Origin of the sequence: Mycoplana sp. BE70, from assembly GCF_031455855.1 — a bacterium.
Lineage (GTDB): Bacteria > Pseudomonadota > Alphaproteobacteria > Rhizobiales > Rhizobiaceae > Mycoplana.
Genome location: NZ_JAVDTM010000001.1, coordinates 441,171 through 460,380, shown reverse-complemented (window position 1 = coordinate 460,380; position 19,210 = coordinate 441,171). Strand labels below are relative to the sequence as shown.

Sequence of the window (19,210 nt, the reverse complement as noted above, 5' to 3'; positions counted from 1 at the left end):
TTTCGGGATCGCTTCACGTTTCGTGTTACCGGAGAATGGGCCGTGATGCCAAGTGCGAATGAGTAGATCCGCCGCCGTGAGCGCATCTCTGACGCTTTGGCGATCGCAAGGCGAATGGTGACCCTGCAAGGTTGGGAACACCTATCGTGACTGCTCTGCCTTCCGTCTCTGGCGCTCCTTAAGATGGGCCCGCAAGGCTATGGCGGAAGCGATTGCCGCCAGGACAAGGGCAACGGGATGGGTGTCGGGAACAGTCGGGTCGCTGCCCTCGATCTGTTTCCAGAGCACGAACAAGGATGCGAACAGGATCCCACCGAAGAGGATGATACCTGAGCGAAGCCCTTTATTGTCCATCGTTCTAAGCAGGAGAGTTGGCGCTGAGAGGATCAAATCCAGCCTCGATGGAACAGGTTCTAGTCCCTCACCTTCGAACAGCGGAGCTGCGTCAAGGATTGCGTTCTGTCGCCTGCCCCAGACCGCCTCGGCCAGGAACGACAGAGAGAAGACGGCCGCCGCGCTTATAGCTGCAAATGGCGCCGGCAGCACACCCTGACGATACAGCAGGAACGAAATGAGCATCGAGAATGCGATTGCCACGGCGCTCAACGATTTGCGCTGACCCAGCGTCTCAACCGCCTGATAATCCGCCTCGCTAAGTATTACCGCCTTCGCCCGCGGGAGCCGGCGATAGACGACGCGCCCGTCATCGAGACGGCGCACAAGGCGGCTGGGGAGCTTCGTCATGCTCTGTCCTCCGGTTTCAGCGAAACCTAGCTGACGGGCATTAATGCTTCATTCCCGGGAGGGTTGCAATCTTAGGCGTTGCTTTCGATCCTCGCACCCAGCCCCGCCATCAGCCCCATGAACTCGGGGAAGCTGGTCGCGATCATCGTCGCGTCGTCAACCGTCACCGGGTGCTCCGAGGCGAGCCCCATGACGAGGAAGCTCATGGCGATGCGGTGGTCGAGGTGGGTGGCGACGGCCGCGCCCGACGCACTGCCGAGGCCCTTGCCATCGGGACGTCCGCGCACGACCAGCGACGCTTCGCCCTCGTCGCAGTCCACGCCGTTCAGCGTCAGCCCAACGGCGACGGCGGACAGGCGATCGCTTTCCTTGACCCTCAGTTCCTCCAGCCCGTTCATCACCGTCGTGCCCTCGGCGAAAGCGGCGGCGACGGCAAGGATCGGGTACTCGTCGATCATCGAGGGCGCACGGTCCTCCGGCACGGTGATGCCCTTCAGTTCCGAGTGGCGCACGCGCAGGTCGGCCACGTCCTCTCCACCGGCAAGGCGCGCGTTCAAGACTTCGATGTTCGCGCCCATCTCCTGCAATGTCAGGATCAGCCCGGTCCGCGTCGGGTTCATCAGCACGTTGACGATGGTCACGTCGGAGCCGGGCACGAGGAGGGCGGCAACGAGCGGGAAGGCGGTGGAGGAGGGGTCGCCGGGCACGTCGATCACCTGGCCGCTCAGCTTGCCCTGGCCTTCCAGGCGGATCGTGCGAACGCCGCTTGCATCCGTCTCGACCGTCAGGTTCGCACCAAAACCCTGCAGCATCTTTTCCGTGTGGTCGCGCGTCATCACCGGTTCGATTACCGTGGTGATTCCCGGCGTGTTCAGGCCGGCGAGCAGAACGGCCGACTTCACCTGGGCGGAGGCCATCGGCACCCGATAGGTGATCGGCGTTGCCGCTTGTGGTCCACGGAGCGTCACCGGCAGACGGTCGCCGTCGGCGGCTTTCACCTGCACGCCCATCTCGCGCAGCGGGTTCAGCACGCGCCCCATCGGACGCTTGGTCAGCGAGGCGTCACCGAGGAAGGTCGAATCGAAGTCGTAGACGCCGACGAGGCCCATCATCAGGCGGCAGCCGGTGCCGGCATTGCCGAAGTCCAGCGGTGCCTCGGGTGCCAACAGCGCGCCGTTGCCCACCCCGTTGATGATCCAGGTGTCGCCCTCTTTGCGGATCTTCGCGCCCATGGCCTGCATGGCCTTGCCGGTGTTGATCACGTCCTCGCCTTCGAGCAGGCCGGTGATCCGCGTCTCGCCGCTGGCAAGCCCGCCAAACATGAAGGCACGATGCGAGATTGACTTGTCGCCTGGGATGCGGACGGTCCCGGAAAGGGCGGTCGATGACTTGCGTGCGGTTGCGGGCTTTGGCTGGGCACCATGCGACATGGAACGGAGATCCTCTATTCAGAGCGTGCTGGACGGCCGGCCGATCTGCGAACGCGATTGTCCTGGCGCCATCCCCCACCGAAGTTGTGCGGCTTGCTAGCACAAAGCACCGGAAGCGTCATCCTCCTTGCCTGGGAAAAAGCCATGGCCGTTTTTCATGCGCGCGCTGGCCTCGCAAAGCCCTGTAAACTTAGGCTTTGACAGCGGCGGGCAAGACGATTATGGGAGCCGGCTAATTCTTTTTCTCGAACATCCCGCCGGTTATCCGGCTTCGCCGGAAATATTCGGCCATTCAAGAGGCTTTGACTGTGGCAAAACCGGAACTTGGAACCAAGCGCATTGACCCGGAAACCGGCCGTAAATTCTACGACCTGAACCGTGATCCGATCGTTTCGCCCTACACGGGCAAGTCCTATCCGCTCTCCTTCTTTGAGGAAACCTCTGCGGCCGCCGTTCTGGAGAAGGATGAGGACGAAGAGGTCAACGAGGTCGATACCGAGAACACGGACGTCGAACTGGTTTCGCTCGAGGACGCTGATGATGAAGCAGCGGGCGGCAACGATCTGCCGGATATGGACGACGAAGACGTCGAGATGGGCGACGAGGACGACACCTTCCTCGAGCAGGACGAGGATGACGACGACAACGACATGACGGGCATCATCGGCGTCACCGGCGACGACGAGGAAGCCTAAGATTTTGTTTTTCCGGCCGGAATCAAAAAAATCCGGCCGGAAAGGATTTTTCGGCTTGCCATCTTCGGAAACCGGAAGTATGAAGCCGCACCTGCCGGGGAAAACCCCGGTTCGGTATCCCGGAACCGGCCTTGCCGGACCCTTGATGGGGCTATAGCTCAGCTGGGAGAGCGCTTGCATGGCATGCAAGAGGTCAGCGGTTCGATCCCGCTTAGCTCCACCAATCCTTTTATTTCGGCTAAACTTTCAAGAATATCAATAAGATACCAGCGCCATATCAAAAGTGCGTACCCAATAAAGTACCCACAGTGCGTACCCACGCGTATCGCGTCAATGCTGACACCCTGCGGCATCTGGGGACGCCTGTAACTCCTACCGATAGAACCGCCGCAGGATCGTCCTCGGGAAAGCTGTGGTCCAATTGACCCGCGCCCTCCGCAGCGCTGTCGGAGCTTCAACCTCAATAGCTGACAGGCCAGCGTCTTGCGTCATCTTTAGGAGCGTCGGCAGGTCGGCTGCGATGTTAACCACGGGATCAGGCAGGAGGTCGAAGGCATGGGGATGGTTGCGGGAGAAGAACGCATAAGCAGTGTCATAGCCATCGGGGACCTTGGCGTTCTGGTATCGCCTGAAACTTGGCAGTCTTGCAGGTGAAGTTCTTCTGATGTCGGCTTCCGTTGAAGATGGAGGCATTTGCGTGTTCCTTTCAAATCAGTCTCGGGGCAGCGCCCAGCCGATGCGATAGGAGCTAGCAGAACCCGCGTCAATGCAAAAAAACACAGAGATATCAATGCATTAAATGCACATATGCAATAGTTGCAGCAGTGAAAGTTTACCAAATCCCCAGAGCCCCGAGACCTCAGCCTATCCACCGCCTAGCAGAGGGAGATGCTTGCGGGGGTGCAACGTGTATCCCGTCAGAATGTTAATTTCGGTCATGGCTCCAGAAGGAACATTCTCCTCGCCCTGGATGTAGCCCCCATCCTTGCGGATCGCCGGGAGGACGACCTTCGTGACCCAGTTCTGGAACGCCTTTGCCTCGGGTTTGTCCGAGCGCATGACCAGCTTGTAGAGACCGCTCTCAGAGACGATGCGAACCTTCTGCTGGCGTATGGAGCCGCCTCGGCCTTTGGTCTCAATCGGATTTAGCGCAGTCTCAGACCCACTGAGCTTCTTGATTATCATGCCATGCGACTTTCCAGGGTAACCGAGCGCCGTAAGAGTGTCGACTGTCACGAACCATGGCTCCCCGTCGATCTTCACCACGCGGATGTCGCGCTCGTTGAACTTGAAGAGGCTCACGCTGTTGTCGTTCATCGCTCGTCCTCCCCTTAGTTCGCTGCGCCCGGTACGGCGACCGGCGCTTGCTGTTGCTGCTGCTCGTCGTTGTTGAAGAGCCAGTTGTAGGTGCCGATCCCAGCGAACGACCCGAACATGCTTGACATGAACCCACCGCCCGACCGCTGCTGGATGATGGTGGTGTTGTTGACCGTCTTGGTAGGAGCTCGGCTCGGCGCATAGCTCGGACGCGGGGGCATTACCGATAGTTAGTGTTCCAATGATAGGGGAGGTCTGTCACGCCTCGGAGGCAAATGGATGGGAAAGAAAGCTAAACACGACCTGCCACATGACGACAGCATGAGTGCGATTAACGCGCTCTCCGGGCGTCTCGGTGATCTCGACGAGCAGGGGCTAGTGTTGGCGGCAGCAGCTTTCGCTGAAGACAGTCTAGCAAAACTGCTAAGGGCGTTCATGCTTCCCAATAATGCCGCCAGCCAACTGATTGACGGTTTCAATGCGCCTCTCGGGACGCTGTCAGCAAAGGTCAAGGCAGCGTATGCACTTGGCCTTGTTACGAAGGCTCAGTTTGAAGACCTAGAGCATTTGCGGATCATCCGAAACGATTTCTCGCATACGTGGCGAGTAGTCGCCTTCTCTGATCAAGCCATTTCAGATCGGATCAGGAGCATCAACTACAGTAATTTGGCGGAGGAGTTTCCAGAAACACCGCTCGCGAAACTGCGCAGCTCGGTGATGTCACTGCTTCTTGAGTTGGAGATAACTGCCTCTCAGATTGAGAAGAAAAATCTACGTGCGGCTGTGATTGGGAATGGCCTTATTGCGGGTCAAACCGGCAACATTGATGAGCAGATCGATGAGGCGCGACTGAGGATAAGCGAACTAGCAGATGCAATCTCGGCTAGTGACGGGGAGAAGAAGAAGTTCCTGCTAATGTTAGAGCGACGTTGGTTGAGCCGCCTAACGATTACAGCGAGAAACGCCCCACTTGATCGGCGACAGGAAGTCTTGCTTTTGCACGATGAACTGCAGAAGCGGGTTCAATCTCGCTAGGACATTGCCCCCTCCATGGCGTTGTACGCCTCGATATAGCGGAGCTTGAACTGGAGCGCCTTGGCTCCGGTGAAGCCCACGGCCAGTAGCGTGAAGCCGTCCCGGGTCATGTCATAGCCGCGATCCCTGCGGATACCGAAGCCAACTTTGGTCTCGATCTCAATGGCTTCAAAATTGATGGCAATGCTCGACCCGCTGAAAATTAGGGCGTCGATGTCGCGCAGCACGTTGAAGTGTGCCTTCCCGAAGAAGTCTGCAACGTCACGGCTGTTAGCGACGACAGTGCCTCCTTTGCTGGAGACGACAGAGGCGGAGACCGGGGCGGTAGTCAGTAGCTATTGGGTTCTCTGCCGACATTTCCCATTGACAGTAGTCTCTTGTGTTGGAACTAACAACGACTGGGCAGGAGGCAAAAAAATGCATCAGACGTTATCGATTATTCAGCAAAGCCTAACAAAGATTATCGCACAGGTACAGGCGACTATTCCAAACGATGAGCCATTTGGAATTGCTCATAATAATTGGAGCTTCCCTTCGCTTACTCGCAGCGAATTGATCGAAGAAGCTCAGTCAATTATCGATATAATCGATGCTGAGGGCGTTGACGAGCTTGGAAGTCACGAAGCCCGTCTCCAGGACTACGTCCGTCGTCTTCAATTCCTTCTTCAACATACTGTACCGCAGCTTTGGGGAAACGCTTCTCAGGCTGTTCCGGCATACCAATCCACCTTGCTTGGACTTCGCAGGGCGCTCGGCCCCGTCCTAAATCAAGACGGCCATGCTCAAGCGGTCAGAAAGCTCAAAGTGCTGGCCGGTCAGCTTCGCAGCTTGGAAGCTCGATTGAAGGGACTTCAGCCGCGCACTGTATTGCTGTCAACCATGATTGAGAGGATAGAGAAAGCGCACGGTGCAGCAGATCAGCTTCCGACAGACTTGGAGACGCTGGCGGAAGCACAGCAAAAGATCGACGAACTTGTTCGCGCCGCCACTCAGGATCAAGGACGGATTTTGGACGCGCGAGAACAGGCGGACGATGTGAGTAAGCTACTAGCCAAGAGCGTTGAGGACGCCAACGCAGTGTTGCAGCGATGCGAAACCGCTTACTCAGCTGCGACCAGTGTAGGGCTGGCTGCCGCGTTTAGCGAGCGCTCGCGGGAGCTGTCGAGGTCTATGTGGTTCTGGATCGCCAGCCTGATGGCAGCGCTTGGGTTGGGTAGCTATTTTGGCTCAAAGCAGCTGGGCACACTCTCGCAGCTCTTCAAAACACCAGACGTGCCCCCATCAGTTGTCGCGCTGAATTTGCTGTTGTCCATTCTGTCGGTCGGCGCTCCGGTCTGGTTCGCGTGGCTCGCCACAAAGCAAATTGGTCAGAGGTTCCGACTTGCTGAAGACTATGCCTACAAGGCCTCAATCTCCCGTGCATACGAGGGCTTCCGGCGTGAGGCTGCACGGTTCGATAAGGAAATGGAGACGAAACTCCTAACGTCAGCTTTAACGCGGCTGGATGAGCTTCCCCTCCGCCTCGTGGAAGCCGCGACCCACGGCAGCCCTTGGCATGAACTGGCGTCGTCAAATGCGGTGAAAAAAGCCATTCGGATTGTCCCCGACTTTGCTGAACAAGTGGGTGCTCTGGCGAACAAGTCGATCGATGCAATCAAGCCATCCAAGTCAAAACCCAAAGTGCCGTCGGTCCAAGCAAGCGAGTAGTCCCGTAGTAGCCCAGCGACAGCAGCAGCGGTGATGACGGTCGGGTCGTGGCGGCGGTTTTTTCCAGCAAAGCGACCTTTGGGGGTGCTGCGGTTCCTGCCGTTAGCGACTATGGTGCCGCCCCTGTAACGATCGGCGCGGGAGCGGGTCCTTGTGGCTAAATGAGTGTTCAGCTAACAGTGGGAAGTCCCGAGGCTTTAGCCCGAGTCCCCCTTGGCTAGAGGGTGAGAATGAAGGCCACGGTGATCGAGACCGTGGTCTTTTTCTTTGGACAGAGACACCGATAAGGAAGCGGAGTGCCGGAACAGGGGAGAGGCCCCGGTTTCTACCCGAGGCCCCGTCACTGTCTGGTTAGTCGTTCAGGACCGTGTTGCCCACCTTCACGCTCGGGAGGATATTCCCCCAGAACTTCCGGCGACGTTCAGCCGCCTTGTCGATGTCGTTCTCCCATTGCTTCATGTCCTCGCGGTACTGCTTGAGGTCGGAGCCCCGTAGTCTGCCCCACCAACGCCCAGCCTCGTAGCCTTTCAGAACGAAGCTGCCATCTTCCTTGACAACTTGCGCTCGTCGGTAGCGTTTGCCGGTCTTCTTCCAGATGGGGTAGCTGTCCTTCTCGGTGTACTGGAAGGTGAAGACCTCTCTGGACTTGGGATCAATCCAGTTGAGGGAGCCATCGTGGTCTCTGGCATAGACGAGACCCTTTTGCATGACGGAATGGTCGAAGGATGCCTGACGGCTGCTCTGGAGACTTGCAGCCTCCTTCTCCTTGGTCAATCGAGCTGAGACCTGCCTCAGCCCGGCTAACGTGATAACCGCCACGTTGCCACTATCGTCATGCAGGGTTGCGACTGGGTTCTCCTTACTGGCGATGACAAAGCGTCCACCCGACAGATCACCGCCAAGGGGAACGATGGTCATCTCCTCCGGGTCAAGGCCAGAGCGCTGGACCACCTTCGGGTTCTTCTCGATGAACTCGGCCAAGGCTTCATCCACGAGATCGGTGAAGTTATCGGGTACGTCGAGACCTTGCAGGAACAGCACGGTGCCGTTGTGCACGGTCGATCTCTGCTTGACGCTCATGGCAGCCATCTTGATTGCGTCCTCGGGGTTGAGCCCAGCCACGACCATCTTCTCGGCAAGCTGGGACACCTTGGTCCTGACTGTGGAGTAGTTGCCCGGGGCGCTATCCCAGTCGATACCGAACCAGCCCTTCTTGCTGGCGATGTCATTCACGGCACCGTCCAACTGCCGCTGATATTTGGACAGGCTTTCCCGGCCCGAGGCATCGATAGGCTGAGCAACTTTGATAGCGAAGTCCAAAGCTTCATCGTCAGACTTGCCGAGGAAGTCCACGGCATCCACGAACGCCTCGGCAAAGTCCCGGTCTTTCTCGGAAGTGTAGGCGTTGATTGCCCCTGGGCTTTCCTGCCGTATGACGCGATAGGTCAGCAGCTTGTCGAGCAGCTTCGCCTTGCCGTCGGGGTCGCCTATGAGATCAACCGTGGCCATGTCCGAGATGTTCGTTAGACGCTCTTCAAGATAGGGGAGCTTGCGTCCGTTCATCCTTGCAACCCGAAGGTCCCGAAAGGTTTTCTCTTGCGGTGTTTCCTGACGGCCCCGCGCAAGCGCCTCCGACGCATTGAGATAGGACGCCTCGGCTGCCTTCATCCGGTCTTCTTTCGTCACCGTCACTGAGCGCCCATCGGACGTGGTGAAAGTGACATCACGGAATGCATCCGCTGAACCGCCCCGATAGGTCTCAAGGTCGGCATCGGCAAGCTGTTGTCTGGTTCGAGCCTCGGACTGACGGCCCATAGCTCGCTTCGCGGTATCCATGATCTGCAAGACCGTATCCTGCTTGTCGCGATCCATGGCAAAGGAGCGCTCCATGCCGTCGCGGCCCTTCCTTGTGTGGTTGACTAATGCCATCGCCCCCTCGGGCTGTTCCTCTGCGATGCGTCGGGCGACATTGAGCACGATGTTATCCAGACGGTCGTTGTCAACGCCAAGGGTGCCGTCCTTGCCGAGGTCTGGGAACTGAGCGAACAGGTTCCGGGCGACCGCAGCCGGGTCGGTGCCAGCCTCAAGCTGGCCACGGGTGAAACGGTCGATGAACTCGAAAGCTGCTTGTTCCTGATCGGTAACGGTCTGCTCTACCTTTCGATCATGGCCATAGCCTATGGCCCAGCTTCGGAGACTGTCCGCATTGCGCATGAAGTTCGCACCGAAGTTTGGATCATCGCGGTACGGGCTGTTTTGCAGGTAGGCGTTGATCTCGTTTGTGATGAAGGCGTCCGGGTCGCCAGTGTTCCAGTCGAAGTCCGTGGTCATCCGCTCCTTGAGGTCTGCGGCAAAAGTCGCGCCTCTGGTTCCACCGAAGACGGCGTGTACTGCCTGACGGACGAAAGGCTTCTCGTAGACTGGGATTTGCCCAGCATCGGAAAGGGCATTCTGCTCTTCTCGGGTCATGCCATGGATGCGGCGCTCGGCTATGTATATGGCCCTCCGCCTTTCCTCTTCGGTCGGCTGCATGGTCTGCGCATAGCCGCCAAGGCTGGTGGAGAAGGTGGAAAGCGCCTGAGCCAACTGACCCAAGCGATTGTCTTGAGCCGGTCGAGCCGGGGCGGCGAACGTGTCGGACTGGATCGGTGCTGGACGAAGGGTGAGATTACCTTGCAGCGCGGGCGCTTGAACTCGGCCATTAGCCATGGTGCGGAACTCCTGAATTTGATGCTTGTTCTGGTGCGGTAGAAGCGGCGGTAGGGCGCGGCTCGGGTCGGAACATCTGCCGTGGAAAGGGCTTGTGCTTCACGACGTAGGCAGACCTTGTGGGGCTATCAACACAATCGACGCCAGCCCAAGCCTTGAGGGTTCGGTCCCGTTTGAAGACCGGGATATGCCCATCACGGTCCAAGGCCTTGCGGATGACGTGTATCCGTCCGGCTGCGTCATGGCCGTTCTCGATCAGCTTCCGGCAAAGCGGAGAGAGCGGACCCTTGGTCGTGCTGCGGTTCCGGCTGGAGGTCAGGTCTACGGTCAGGCCGCTTTCGACGTGACGTGCGACGTAGGAGCCGATCAGTTCGACTGTGATCGACGGATGGATGATAGGAGTTTGCTGCGATTGCAGAGCAGATACCTTTTCTGTTGAGTGTGTTGGCATGGACGAAGGACCACCAGAACGCCTTTCTTTCTGCCTTGGTCAGGGCAATTTACGAGCGTTCGGGGTCAGGCTGGAGGTGGGTGCCGGGAGCGACTGGAGCGCGTCCCTGCGAAGGAAGACCACACCTGTCAGAGATCGCCCAGGGCGATGGGCTTTGGTCTGTCTCAGGTGGTGCTGTGGTCAGGGCTGTGGTCCGTTCCTCGGTTACGGCTATGCAGTCCTTAGGTCTGGCCATGGCATGGAGAGGTCTTTCTCGACCTCCTTTTTCCGAGCAGGGAGCCGTAGCAGGACCGTGGATCGACTGCGGGTGGTGCTCATGGTCTCGACCCGAGGAAGAGGCCACGGCTCCACCTGATCGGTTCAGTCCGTGGTCAGGCTGGACGGGGCTTGGGTCTCTGCCTTGGCCAAGAGGAAGATGATGTAGATCATCCCCTATCTGCTCAGGGAGCCACAGACTGCCATGGTCCGTCCATGTTCCCAGCCATGGGTCCAGCCCTACCGGGTCAAGACCATGAACATAACCATGGTATAACCTAAGTGTGAACCGGGGGCCCTACCCAGTGTGGTCCCTATTCGACCGAGGCCCCTGCGCTGCGGCGGCGGCGGTGGAACTCGCGACGGCTGATCTCGGCAAGCTCCATTCGCTCTGCACGATGTGGCATGTTGCTGCTCGCGATCTGTCGCGCTCGGTTCAGCTTGAGGGAGCGGAACACGTGTTGCCGTTCCGGGCTCAAGACCTCGTCTCGGGTGAAGTAGGCCACGGACCAGTAACGAGGGCGGCGGAACGGACGGAAGCTCGGGGCTGCAACCAACGAGGTGCTGTGGTGGAGGCTAGTGATTGGGCTGGAGGCGTCCAAGGCTTTCCTTTCATGAAGACGATCAAGGGAGGAGCGAAGTCGAGAAATAAATACTAATGTGGCCCCTGATCGGACCCGCTCTTGTTCGCCCACAGATCGCTCAGGACGCGTGATAGGGGTTTGGGCTACCAGCCTAGCCGTGTGTAAATGACGCGAGCGAAAGGGCCGGTGGCGATCAGAAATCACAGCGGTCTAGAACCCGAGATACCTGCGTGGGCGTCCACTTGCCGCCCCGTGATGTCGGGATGTTCATGCTGTCCAGTGTCTCGGCAATGGCGCTTAGGGTTTGCCCCGACGCCCTCAACGGGCCGATGACCTTGATGAGCTTCCCGGCCTCGGCGTTGGCCTTTTGCTGGATTGCCTCGTTGCGCTTCATCGTCTCATCGCGGAGACCACCAATGCGCTTGGAGAAGCCGGGGTTCGTTGCTCTCGCTTCACGATGGCGCACCTTTGCCACTGCCAGCGCCGCCTTTGTTCTCTCCGATATGAACGTCCGCTCCTGTTCAGCAAGCACCGCATAGATGTGAAGCTGGAACTTGTCCGCTTGGGGCATCTGGGCAACTCGGAGTTTGACCCGCTTGTCATCCATCAGGGTCGCAATGAACGAGACCTTTCGGCTCAGCCGGTCTAGCTTGGCAACTAGCAGTTCCGCCCCTGTCTTGCGCACCAGTTCAAGCGCCTTGGCCAATTCGGGCCGCTCGCTGTCCGTTCCCGATTGTACGTCACAGAACTTCCCGACGATCTCGTAAGGAATGTCCGAGAACTTATCGAGGAAGATGTCGATGTCCCGCTCCTGAGCTTCCAGCCCAAGTCCGCTCCGGCCTTGAGCCTCAGTGCTCACTCGGGTGTAGACGACGTACTGTTGCATGTCCGATCTCCTGTGTTGAAAGGAGCATGTCAGCGTCATTATCAAATGTCAACGTTCGTTGTGCCTGTAAAATGTAATGAACTCGGTCAACATTGCAGAGGACATGGAGGACTATAGCCTACAGACCTGCAATCCTTCTGGTGCGGTCAAGGCGCTTTACGAGCGTCTGGCCTTGGTCGGTGGGTAGGTGACGGGAAGGAAGAGAAGCGCGTCAGTGAACGAGTGGCGACAGGAAGGCGAGGCATCGGCCCAAGCCCCGGAAGTAGAAAGAGCCATGGCCTGACCAGAGGCGGAACGAGAGACCGCGCCGTGGACCAGAGCAGTAGGGCACGAACGCCACGCGGGGAAATAGCCGGGAGAACGCCTAAGGCGGGGCAGGGGGTGCGGGGGGTCTCGCGCGGTTGCCTTCTATCTGATGGGTGGCTCGGAAATTTCCGGCAAAATATAGCTGGGGGTGGAGCGCCGAATCCTGCCATGGTATAGAACCCGAAACCACGGAGGCCGCCATGAGAAGCCTCGCCGCCGCAGCCCTTCTCTTTACCATGTGTCAACCAGAATCACCTACTGCGGCCTTCAAATAGGCAGATTGAGGGGCGAAAGCCATATGAGATGAGCAAGGGATACGACCCGAGGGCTGTAGCCAATCTGATGCTTGATGAAGCTGATCGGCTCCATATCAAGATCACCAACCTTGCGCTCCAGAAGCTCCTATATTTCGCTCACGGAATTTACCTCATTCAAACCAAGAAGCCGTTGGTTTCTGGGTATTTCGAAGCATGGCAATACGGCCCAGTTCATCCAGCCGCCTACCGGTCGTTCAAAGAAGCCGGCTCTGAACCCATCAGCTTTCGCGCCACCGGCCAAGACCCGCTGACGGGGAAGGCGCGAGAACTCACCCTGCCCGATGATGCACGGCTTACCGGCTTGGTTCAGCAAGTTTTGAACTCCTATGGGCGGATGCCGTCAGGGCGGCTGGTCGATCTCTCACACGCCAAAGACTCGCCCTGGGCGCATGTCGTGAACAAATCACGTACAGAAGTTGCATTTGGGCTGCGGATTCCAGATAATGTGATTATCGAGCGATTCCGATTCCATAAGGTTTCGGTAGGCTTGGAGCCGGTATCTGGAGAGCCACATGACGATGCCCCTTTTGCCTGACACCGACTTGGCCCGCATTGCGCCGCTCTCGGATGAGTTGAAGCGCTCGGCGCTAAAGCGGATGAAGGGCGGCTTCTCGACGTTTTCCTACAAGCACGTCAGGGCTTGCTTCGGAGATGTGTTCAACCTTCAGATCGGCATGTTCGCGCCGGTGCAGCCAACGCCTTGGGACAAAATCAGCGAACGGCTGATGAGGGCTTGCAAAGCTGGCGACGAGCTTCGAAACAACGTGCAGATTGCCAAGGCGCTACACGCCTATGCTGTTTCATCCAACATCACTGGAAGACAACACGAGTTCTTCCCTATGGCGATGGGCATCGGGCGTAAGGTCTCTCTGTGGCTTCCCATGGTATTAGCCATCGACGCAAAACCTTACGCCATCTTCATCGACCCTCGACGCAAGAATGGTCTGGGCAAGCTTGGGCGCCGGTTCGCCTTCTCCATGATGCACGAACGCATCCGCGCCGCCGACGAAGACTTCGCAGGACTCAACCTCGGCATTATCCGCTTCTCAGACAATGACGACGGCAGCCGAACCGCCAAGCTCCACAGCGACCACGATATGGAGCTTTACTCGCTGCATGAGCTGGAGGCGATGGTAGCCTCAACTTATCGCATCTGGCAGGAAGTCGTAGATGAACGAGAAGCAGAGACCCGCCGCAGACCCACCGGCACCGGCGACCTCTTGTAAGTCCTCAGCCCTGCTGCTGTTCGACCATAGGCAACCTTACAGCCTCGACACATGCCCGGGCTTGCTCAAGCAGTGGCCCAGCCGAGTAGACCCCAAGCGTGATGCCGTTTCGCTTGTGTCCTATAACGGCGGCGATGATGCTTTCTGGCTGCCCCGCCTGTTCCGCCTTAGTCGCGAACCATCGGCGGAATGAATGGAAGTTGACGAGGCTGCGGCGCTTCCCTTCCCTCTGCTCATCCACGCCGACCGTGCGCCGATAATCGGTGAACTGGTTAGAGGTCTTGAACGACCGCTCTCGCAGTGAGTTCGCTTTCTTCACCCCCGGCCATTCGGGGAAGATGTCGTCATCCGCATCCTTGTCAGCCGTCCTCCTGCTGATGATCTCCGCCAAATCGGAGTGAATTGGGCATAGGCGAGGCCCGGGCTCCTTCTTCTGGGGCTTGAAGACGAATATGCCGTTCTCGCAGTCCTTCACCCTCAGGCAGACAATCGCGTCCAGCCGCGCCCCTGTGAGTGCACCAATCCGCATAAGGTCGTGCATGGCTTGATCTGCCTCACCGCCCAGCAGTGACTTCATTTCGGCATCTGTGAACGGTCGCTCTTTCTGGTCTGTTGTTTGCAGCGGCTTCTTGAGCCTCCGACCGCGCCATATGTTGGCATCCACCTCGTGCCGGTTCTCAAGCCACGTCCAGTAGACTGAAAGGCGACTAATGTACTTGTTCAGCGTTGCCGGGTCGCTCTTGCCGACCAAGCGCGGAAGATCGTCACAGAACCTCACCGCTTCCCGCTTCGTGAGGGACTGGAGATGCGGAGAGACACCGCTTTGCGCACACCATTCCTTGAGGAACTTAATCGCTCGCCTGTCGTCGGCGGCGGTTCTCGCCTTCACCTGAGACACGGACATGTATTTGGCGTGATGGAAATCGACGGGTGTCCGCTTGCCCTTTGCGATAGCAAGAAATTCCATCGCGAGGTCATCGCGCTCCGGTTCGTACACCGGGTGGCCGTGGTCGCCCATCTCGACGGGCTCACCTGCCAGCGTTTCCGCATAGTCCTCAATAGTGTCATCGATCCGGTTGCGCTGCTCCGTGCCGAGGGCTGTGAGCCGTTGGAACGAAAGTCGCCGTGCTTCCTCCATCGCCTTCACTCGGGCAGCACTAAGGGCGGCATCCTTGGACACTTCCGGCCGCTCGGCCTGTTCGATGACGGCCTTGAGTTCTGCCACTATGTCCCACTTGAGCCGGTTGGCTTCTCGGAGACTGTCTGTTCCGAGGGGGCGCTTGAGTTTGGTCCCGAGTTTGCGCTGTAGCTTCCTCGGCACGTTCACGACGACACGCCACTTACTGCCGTGGCTTTCGAGATATTTCGTATCGGCGGATGATGGCGCTGGCATGAAACCCCTGCTGAGTACCCAAGAAAGTACCCAGCCTTAGTCCCATTCATTGTTGATATTCAATAAGAATTTGAAACGAAACACAAAAAAGATGGGCAGGGTTGTAGCCCGCTTAGCTCCACCATTAAATCTGCCCTCTCTAAATCTCGAGGAAATTCAGTCGGTTAGCTGATCTGCTCGACGATGCTCAGACCAAGTCAGACCAGCGTTTCAGACCAATTTTCGGCTGTTTCTAATACTCCACCCGCAAAATCAATCCGCTGTCTGTGCGACAGGGGGGCTGGTCTAATCTCCGTCCCCATCTTACCTGATGCCCGACCGCAGGCGAGTGTGGGAGACATCCAGAGCCGTATGCTGGACGCCATCAACGGCATGATGCTCGACATGTTCGTGCCAATGCCTGCAAGGACTATGAGGACCGCAGGAGGCGACAGGCGCAGGGCATTGCCAAGGGCAAGAACGATGGCGTCTACAGGGGACGCCCGGAAGATGCCGAGCGCAACGCTGCTCTCGTCCAAATGCTGGCCGGTGGGCAGGGCTGCAACAACATCATCAAGGCAACCCGCTTCTCTCGTTCGACTTTGTCACGCTTAGTAAAGAGGGTGGGCGAAAACGCATAGTTGATGAACGAGTAATGCACTGGCCGTCCGATCGGCTTCACCGTTACTTTGCGTCCTGAGCGGCCCGAGACGCGTACCGCAGCTTCTGCTCATCCTCCGGCGTGAGCTTGGGTGGTTCGACAGTGATTGTCAGCTTGTTGAGCTTGCCAGTGAAGGTGAACGGGATTTGATAATCGCGATCGTCCACCGGCGTGCCAGTCTTCGAGCCAACGTCGAACGTCTCGTCGAGAGGAAGACCGAATGGAATGGTATTCTCCATCCTTTGCGTCGCGACGACTTTATCGTCCACCGTCAGTGTTCCGGTAGCGGGACGGCCAACGCCGCTCAGATCGTTGAAGGCAAGCGTGGCAAAACCAAGCCCGTCATATACGCATGGCTCCTCCATCTGCCGAGGTGCCGGCTAAATCTGAATGAAACCTTGGGTCTTGCTGCGGCACCCCGTGAACCCCGGTGACGCGGCCAGAATATTAGTTAAAACTAATGGATGTATTCAATCAATCTTCCGAAATCGGGCCGCTTTCGCGGCCTCCACGCACCTGCGCTTCTGGTCCTCCGATGGTCCACCTGAGTAAACCTTGAGGGTGATCGGCTTGCGGCCCTCTTCATGGCCCACCACTTCGGAGCTGATTCTTTCTTGTTGCCCCGCCTGTTCGGCCTCAGTCACGAGCCAGCACCGGAAGGAATGGAAGTTGACGAGGCTCTCGGGTGCAAGCTTCGCTTCCTTCAGGTAGGTGGCCAAGTGATGGTCAATGGAAACCTTACCGCTGCTGACGTTATCCTGACAGGTGGACAGCGGTCCGCCCTCGCGCGCCTGACGGTAGAGCTTGTCCGTCTCCCGTTCGATGTCGTCACGCCTCGTCATCGCCAACTTCAAGTCACTGGTTCCGAGGTTTACCAGATACGCGGTTTTGCCGTCGAAATGCAGGCGGATCGCCTGCAGGACAGGAGCAGTGAGGGCCGCAACGACACCCGCATTTCGCCTACAGGTTGATTTTTATTTACTTGCTCTCGGCCACACGCTACAGCGCCCGGATACTTAAAGTGGAGAAGAGCAGGGGATAATGAGCAAAATTGCAGTTCTCAATAACAGTGCTTCACGATTGGTGTTAGCGGGGATGCTCGTGGGGAGTGCGGCCCTCGCGGGATGTGTTCCCCCCGATAAGTCGCACACCTGGAACCCACCTTGGGCAAGCGGGGCGTCTGACCGCGGTCCACACGATGTCAGTCCATCAATGCCCGAACCGAAGCCCGAACCGAAGCCCGAGCCGAAGCCCGAGCCGGAACCGGAGCCGGAACCGAAGCCCAACGGCTAAGTTCGGCGAAGTCGCGGGGCCGAGCCGCCGCTTCCCACGCGGGCGCGCGACCATGGGAGACTTTCGGGTGGAGCGTTTCGGCTCCAGCCGATTCCGGCAATCTTGCCGCCGTTTCACAAAGGAACCGCGTTTCTTCCGGGTAGTTTCGCCTGTCCGAGACGCTGACGATTCTGGAATGCCCCCAACTTGGCAGGGAACGGGGCATACAGAACGGCACGGCTGCGCGCTTCATGCTGGCGCGTTCGTCCCGAGCGAGGACTGTCGCTCTTCGGGGCCGCCGTCAGTCCGGTGGTAACGATGCGATCTGACTTCACGGGATTTCGATTTTACTCGCGGCGAGGCTGCCGATAGGCTCGCGCGACAATTGTGCACCAGGGAGAGAGATCGATGAAACACCGTTTCGCAGTGATCGCAGTCGCCTTGGCCTGTTTCGGGACGGCCCATGCGCAGGACACGAGCATGAGTTTCTTTGTCACCAGCGTCAATCCGGGCCAGGGCGGAAATCTCGGCGGCCTGCAGGGGGCGGACGCATATTGCGACAAGCTCGCAAGTGCCGCGGGGTCGACGGGCAAGACCTGGAAGGCCTACCTCTCGACGGATTCAGAGAATGCAAAGGATCGAATCGGTGCCGGTCCCTGGTACAATGCCAAAGGCGAGAAGATTGCCGAGGACGTCGCCTCCTTGCACAGCGACAAGAACAACCTGACGAAACAGACCGCCCTCAACGAGAAGGGGGAGGTCATCAACGGTCGCGGTGACACGCCGAACCGCCACGACATGCTCACAGGCTCCAAGCCCGATGGCACAGCGGCGCCTGAAACCTGCGGCAACTGGACCATGGGCGGGACGGACGGGGCGGCAATCGTCGGCCACAGTGACCGCACGGGCCTGGATGAATCGGCCGAAGCCAAGTCCTGGAATGCTTCGCATACGACGCGGGGCGGCTGCACGCTCGAGGCCTTCAAAAGCACGGGCGGCGACGGGCTGTTCTACTGCTTCGCGGCGAACTGACGCAACGAGCGCGGGTCGATACGCTTATCCTGCCTCGCTCCAGCCGACTGGATCAGACCGGCGGCTGGGCGAAGGCGGGCATGGCGCTACCCTGCGACCTGCAGGCGAGATAGAGGCGAGCAGTGTCGAGGGCTTCCCGAATCGTGAGGTCCATGTCGAGATAGCGGTAGGTCCCAAGCCGACCGACGAAAGTGACGGCCGATTCCTGTCGCGCGCGCACCACGTAGCGCTCCAGTTGTTCCTTCTCCTTCACCAGCCGGATGGGATAATAGGGCGTGTCGCCGGGGCCGCATTCCCGGGAGAACTCGCGATAGCAGACCGATTCGGCGTGCTCTTCCCATGGCGAAAAATGCTTGTGTTCGGTGATGCGAGTATAGGGCACGGCGAAGTCGCCGTAGTTCATCACGGCGCAGCCCTGATAGTCGCCGCTATAGGTAAAGCGCTCGAAATCGAGGGTGCGGTAGCCGAGCCGGCCAAATTCATGGTCGAAATAGCCGTCAAGTGGGCCGGAATAGAAAATGTGAGCAAAGCCGGCGCTTTCGGCGCGGTGGAAATGCGTCTCAAGCCGTACGACGATATTGGCATGGTCGAGGATGCGCTCAACCATGTCCGTATATCCATTTTCCGGCATGCCCTGGTGTTTGTGGAAGAAGTAGTTGTCGTCGTAGTTGAAGCGCAAGGGCAGTCGCTTCAGGATCGAGGCGGGTAGCTCCGTTGGCGAGCAACCCCATTGCTTTTGCGTGTAGCCTTCGAAAAATGCCCGGTAGAGGTCTTGTCCAACGAAGCGCAGGGCCTGCTCTTCGAAGGTCTGCGGATTGGTTATCGCCTGGTCGGTCCGCGCCTCGATAAAGGCGCGTGCCTCGTCCGGCCGTAAGGCCGTGCCGAAGAACTGGTTGATCGTGTGAAGGTTGACGGGCAGGGAATAGACTTGGCCGTTGCTGGTCGTCTTGACGCGATTCTTGTAGGGCAGGAATGTCTGGAAACGGTTCACATAGTCCCAGACTTCCGCGTCATCCGTGTGGAATATGTGCGGACCATAGACATGGACCATGATGCCGGTCTCGGGGTCACGCTCGGTATGGCAGTTGCCGCCGACGTGATTGCGGGCATCGAAGACCTCCACCCGATGGCCGGCTTCCGCAAGCGTGCGCCCGATGACGGCGCCCGAAAGCCCTGCGCCGACGATTCCGATGGTGCCTGAAGTCATCGTT

At 58.6% G+C, this 19,210-nt stretch carries 16 protein-coding genes and 1 tRNA gene; 7 read left to right on the top strand and 10 right to left on the bottom strand.

Annotation, left to right across the window (positions count from 1 at the left end; translation table 11 throughout):
• Positions 1-141: 141 nt before the first annotated feature.
• Together J2Y48_RS02205 and aroA are read right to left on the bottom strand one after the other, a co-directional pair.
• Entirely contained in the window at positions 142-744 is a 603-nt protein-coding gene (locus J2Y48_RS02205; RefSeq protein WP_310412025.1) for a hypothetical protein, read from the bottom strand.
• 71 nt (positions 745-815) lie between these two features.
• Positions 816-2,174 (bottom strand): 3-phosphoshikimate 1-carboxyvinyltransferase, encoded by a 1,359-nt coding sequence (gene aroA, locus J2Y48_RS02200; protein WP_310412023.1) that lies wholly within the window; start codon positions 2,172-2,174, stop codon positions 816-818.
• Between the two features lie 308 nt (positions 2,175-2,482).
• Between aroA and J2Y48_RS02195 the strand changes: the two genes are divergently transcribed.
• Both J2Y48_RS02195 and J2Y48_RS02190 read left to right on the top strand, forming a co-directional pair.
• Positions 2,483-2,869 carry a TIGR02300 family protein gene (locus J2Y48_RS02195; RefSeq protein ID WP_310412019.1) on the top strand — a complete coding sequence of 129 codons (387 nt, stop codon included), beginning with the start codon at positions 2,483-2,485 and terminating at the stop codon, positions 2,867-2,869.
• 147 nt (positions 2,870-3,016) lie between these two features.
• Positions 3,017-3,092: transfer RNA gene (locus J2Y48_RS02190), tRNA-Ala, on the top strand.
• Between the two features lie 641 nt (positions 3,093-3,733).
• Here J2Y48_RS02190 and J2Y48_RS02185 read toward each other — a convergent pair.
• Positions 3,734-4,186, bottom strand: coding sequence for a BRO family protein (locus tag J2Y48_RS02185; protein WP_310412016.1), 453 nt, complete (start codon positions 4,184-4,186; stop codon positions 3,734-3,736).
• Positions 4,187-4,465: 279 nt separating this feature from the next.
• Between J2Y48_RS02185 and J2Y48_RS02180 the strand changes: the two genes are divergently transcribed.
• Positions 4,466-5,221 (top strand): MltR family transcriptional regulator, encoded by a 756-nt coding sequence (locus J2Y48_RS02180; RefSeq protein WP_310412013.1) that lies wholly within the window; start codon positions 4,466-4,468, stop codon positions 5,219-5,221.
• On the opposite strand, the gene J2Y48_RS02175 is transcribed toward J2Y48_RS02180, so the two are convergent.
• Positions 5,218-5,553, bottom strand: coding sequence for a Rha family transcriptional regulator (locus J2Y48_RS02175; protein WP_310412701.1), 336 nt, complete (start codon positions 5,551-5,553; stop codon positions 5,218-5,220). The genes J2Y48_RS02180 and J2Y48_RS02175 overlap by 4 nt on opposite strands.
• Before the next feature lie 85 nt (positions 5,554-5,638).
• Here J2Y48_RS02175 and J2Y48_RS02170 point away from each other — a divergent pair, with 85 nt between their 5' ends.
• Positions 5,639-6,928, top strand: a complete 1,290-nt coding sequence (locus J2Y48_RS02170) for a hypothetical protein (RefSeq protein ID WP_310412010.1) — start codon at positions 5,639-5,641, stop codon at positions 6,926-6,928.
• 351 nt (positions 6,929-7,279) lie between these two features.
• Here J2Y48_RS02170 and J2Y48_RS02165 read toward each other — a convergent pair whose 3' ends face one another.
• Both J2Y48_RS02165 and J2Y48_RS02160 read right to left on the bottom strand, forming a co-directional pair.
• Entirely contained in the window at positions 7,280-9,637 is a 2,358-nt protein-coding gene (locus J2Y48_RS02165; RefSeq protein WP_310412007.1) for a hypothetical protein, read from the bottom strand.
• A gap of 1,483 nt (positions 9,638-11,120) precedes the next feature.
• The gene (locus tag J2Y48_RS02160) at positions 11,121-11,813 is read right to left on the bottom strand and encodes a recombinase family protein (protein WP_310412005.1); all 693 of its coding nucleotides are present in this window, start codon (positions 11,811-11,813) and stop codon (positions 11,121-11,123) included.
• A gap of 609 nt (positions 11,814-12,422) precedes the next feature.
• On the opposite strand from J2Y48_RS02160, the gene J2Y48_RS02155 reads away from it, so the two are divergent.
• Both J2Y48_RS02155 and socB read left to right on the top strand, forming a co-directional pair.
• Positions 12,423-12,971, top strand: coding sequence for a type VI toxin-antitoxin system SocA family antitoxin (locus J2Y48_RS02155; protein WP_310412000.1), 549 nt, complete (start codon positions 12,423-12,425; stop codon positions 12,969-12,971).
• Positions 12,949-13,662 carry a type VI toxin-antitoxin system SocB family DNA replication inhibitor toxin gene (gene socB, locus J2Y48_RS02150; RefSeq protein ID WP_310411997.1) on the top strand — a complete coding sequence of 238 codons (714 nt, stop codon included), beginning with the start codon at positions 12,949-12,951 and terminating at the stop codon, positions 13,660-13,662. The genes J2Y48_RS02155 and socB overlap by 23 nt, the downstream gene beginning before the upstream one ends.
• Before the next feature lie 4 nt (positions 13,663-13,666).
• On the opposite strand, the gene J2Y48_RS02145 is transcribed toward socB, so the two are convergent.
• The 3 genes from J2Y48_RS02145 to J2Y48_RS02135 form a co-directional block, all read right to left on the bottom strand.
• Positions 13,667-15,055: a DUF6538 domain-containing protein gene (locus J2Y48_RS02145; RefSeq protein ID WP_310411994.1), complete on the bottom strand. Its 1,389-nt coding sequence runs from the start codon at positions 15,053-15,055 to the stop codon at positions 13,667-13,669.
• Positions 15,056-15,718: 663 nt separating this feature from the next.
• On the bottom strand, positions 15,719-16,060 hold the full coding sequence (locus J2Y48_RS02140; protein WP_310411990.1) for a hypothetical protein: 342 nt from the start codon (positions 16,058-16,060) through the stop codon (positions 15,719-15,721).
• A 105-nt stretch (positions 16,061-16,165) separates the two neighbouring features.
• Positions 16,166-16,549 carry a hypothetical protein gene (locus J2Y48_RS02135; protein ID WP_310411987.1) on the bottom strand — a complete coding sequence of 128 codons (384 nt, stop codon included), beginning with the start codon at positions 16,547-16,549 and terminating at the stop codon, positions 16,166-16,168.
• An 826-nt stretch (positions 16,550-17,375) separates the two neighbouring features.
• Between J2Y48_RS02135 and J2Y48_RS02130 the strand changes: the two genes are divergently transcribed.
• Positions 17,376-17,999, top strand: coding sequence for a hypothetical protein (locus J2Y48_RS02130; RefSeq protein ID WP_310411984.1), 624 nt, complete (start codon positions 17,376-17,378; stop codon positions 17,997-17,999).
• Positions 18,000-18,051: 52 nt separating this feature from the next.
• Here the strand turns inward: J2Y48_RS02130 and glf are convergent, their stop codons facing one another.
• Positions 18,052-19,206 carry a UDP-galactopyranose mutase gene (gene glf, locus J2Y48_RS02125; protein WP_310411981.1) on the bottom strand — a complete coding sequence of 385 codons (1,155 nt, stop codon included), beginning with the start codon at positions 19,204-19,206 and terminating at the stop codon, positions 18,052-18,054.
• Positions 19,207-19,210 lie beyond the last annotated feature (4 nt).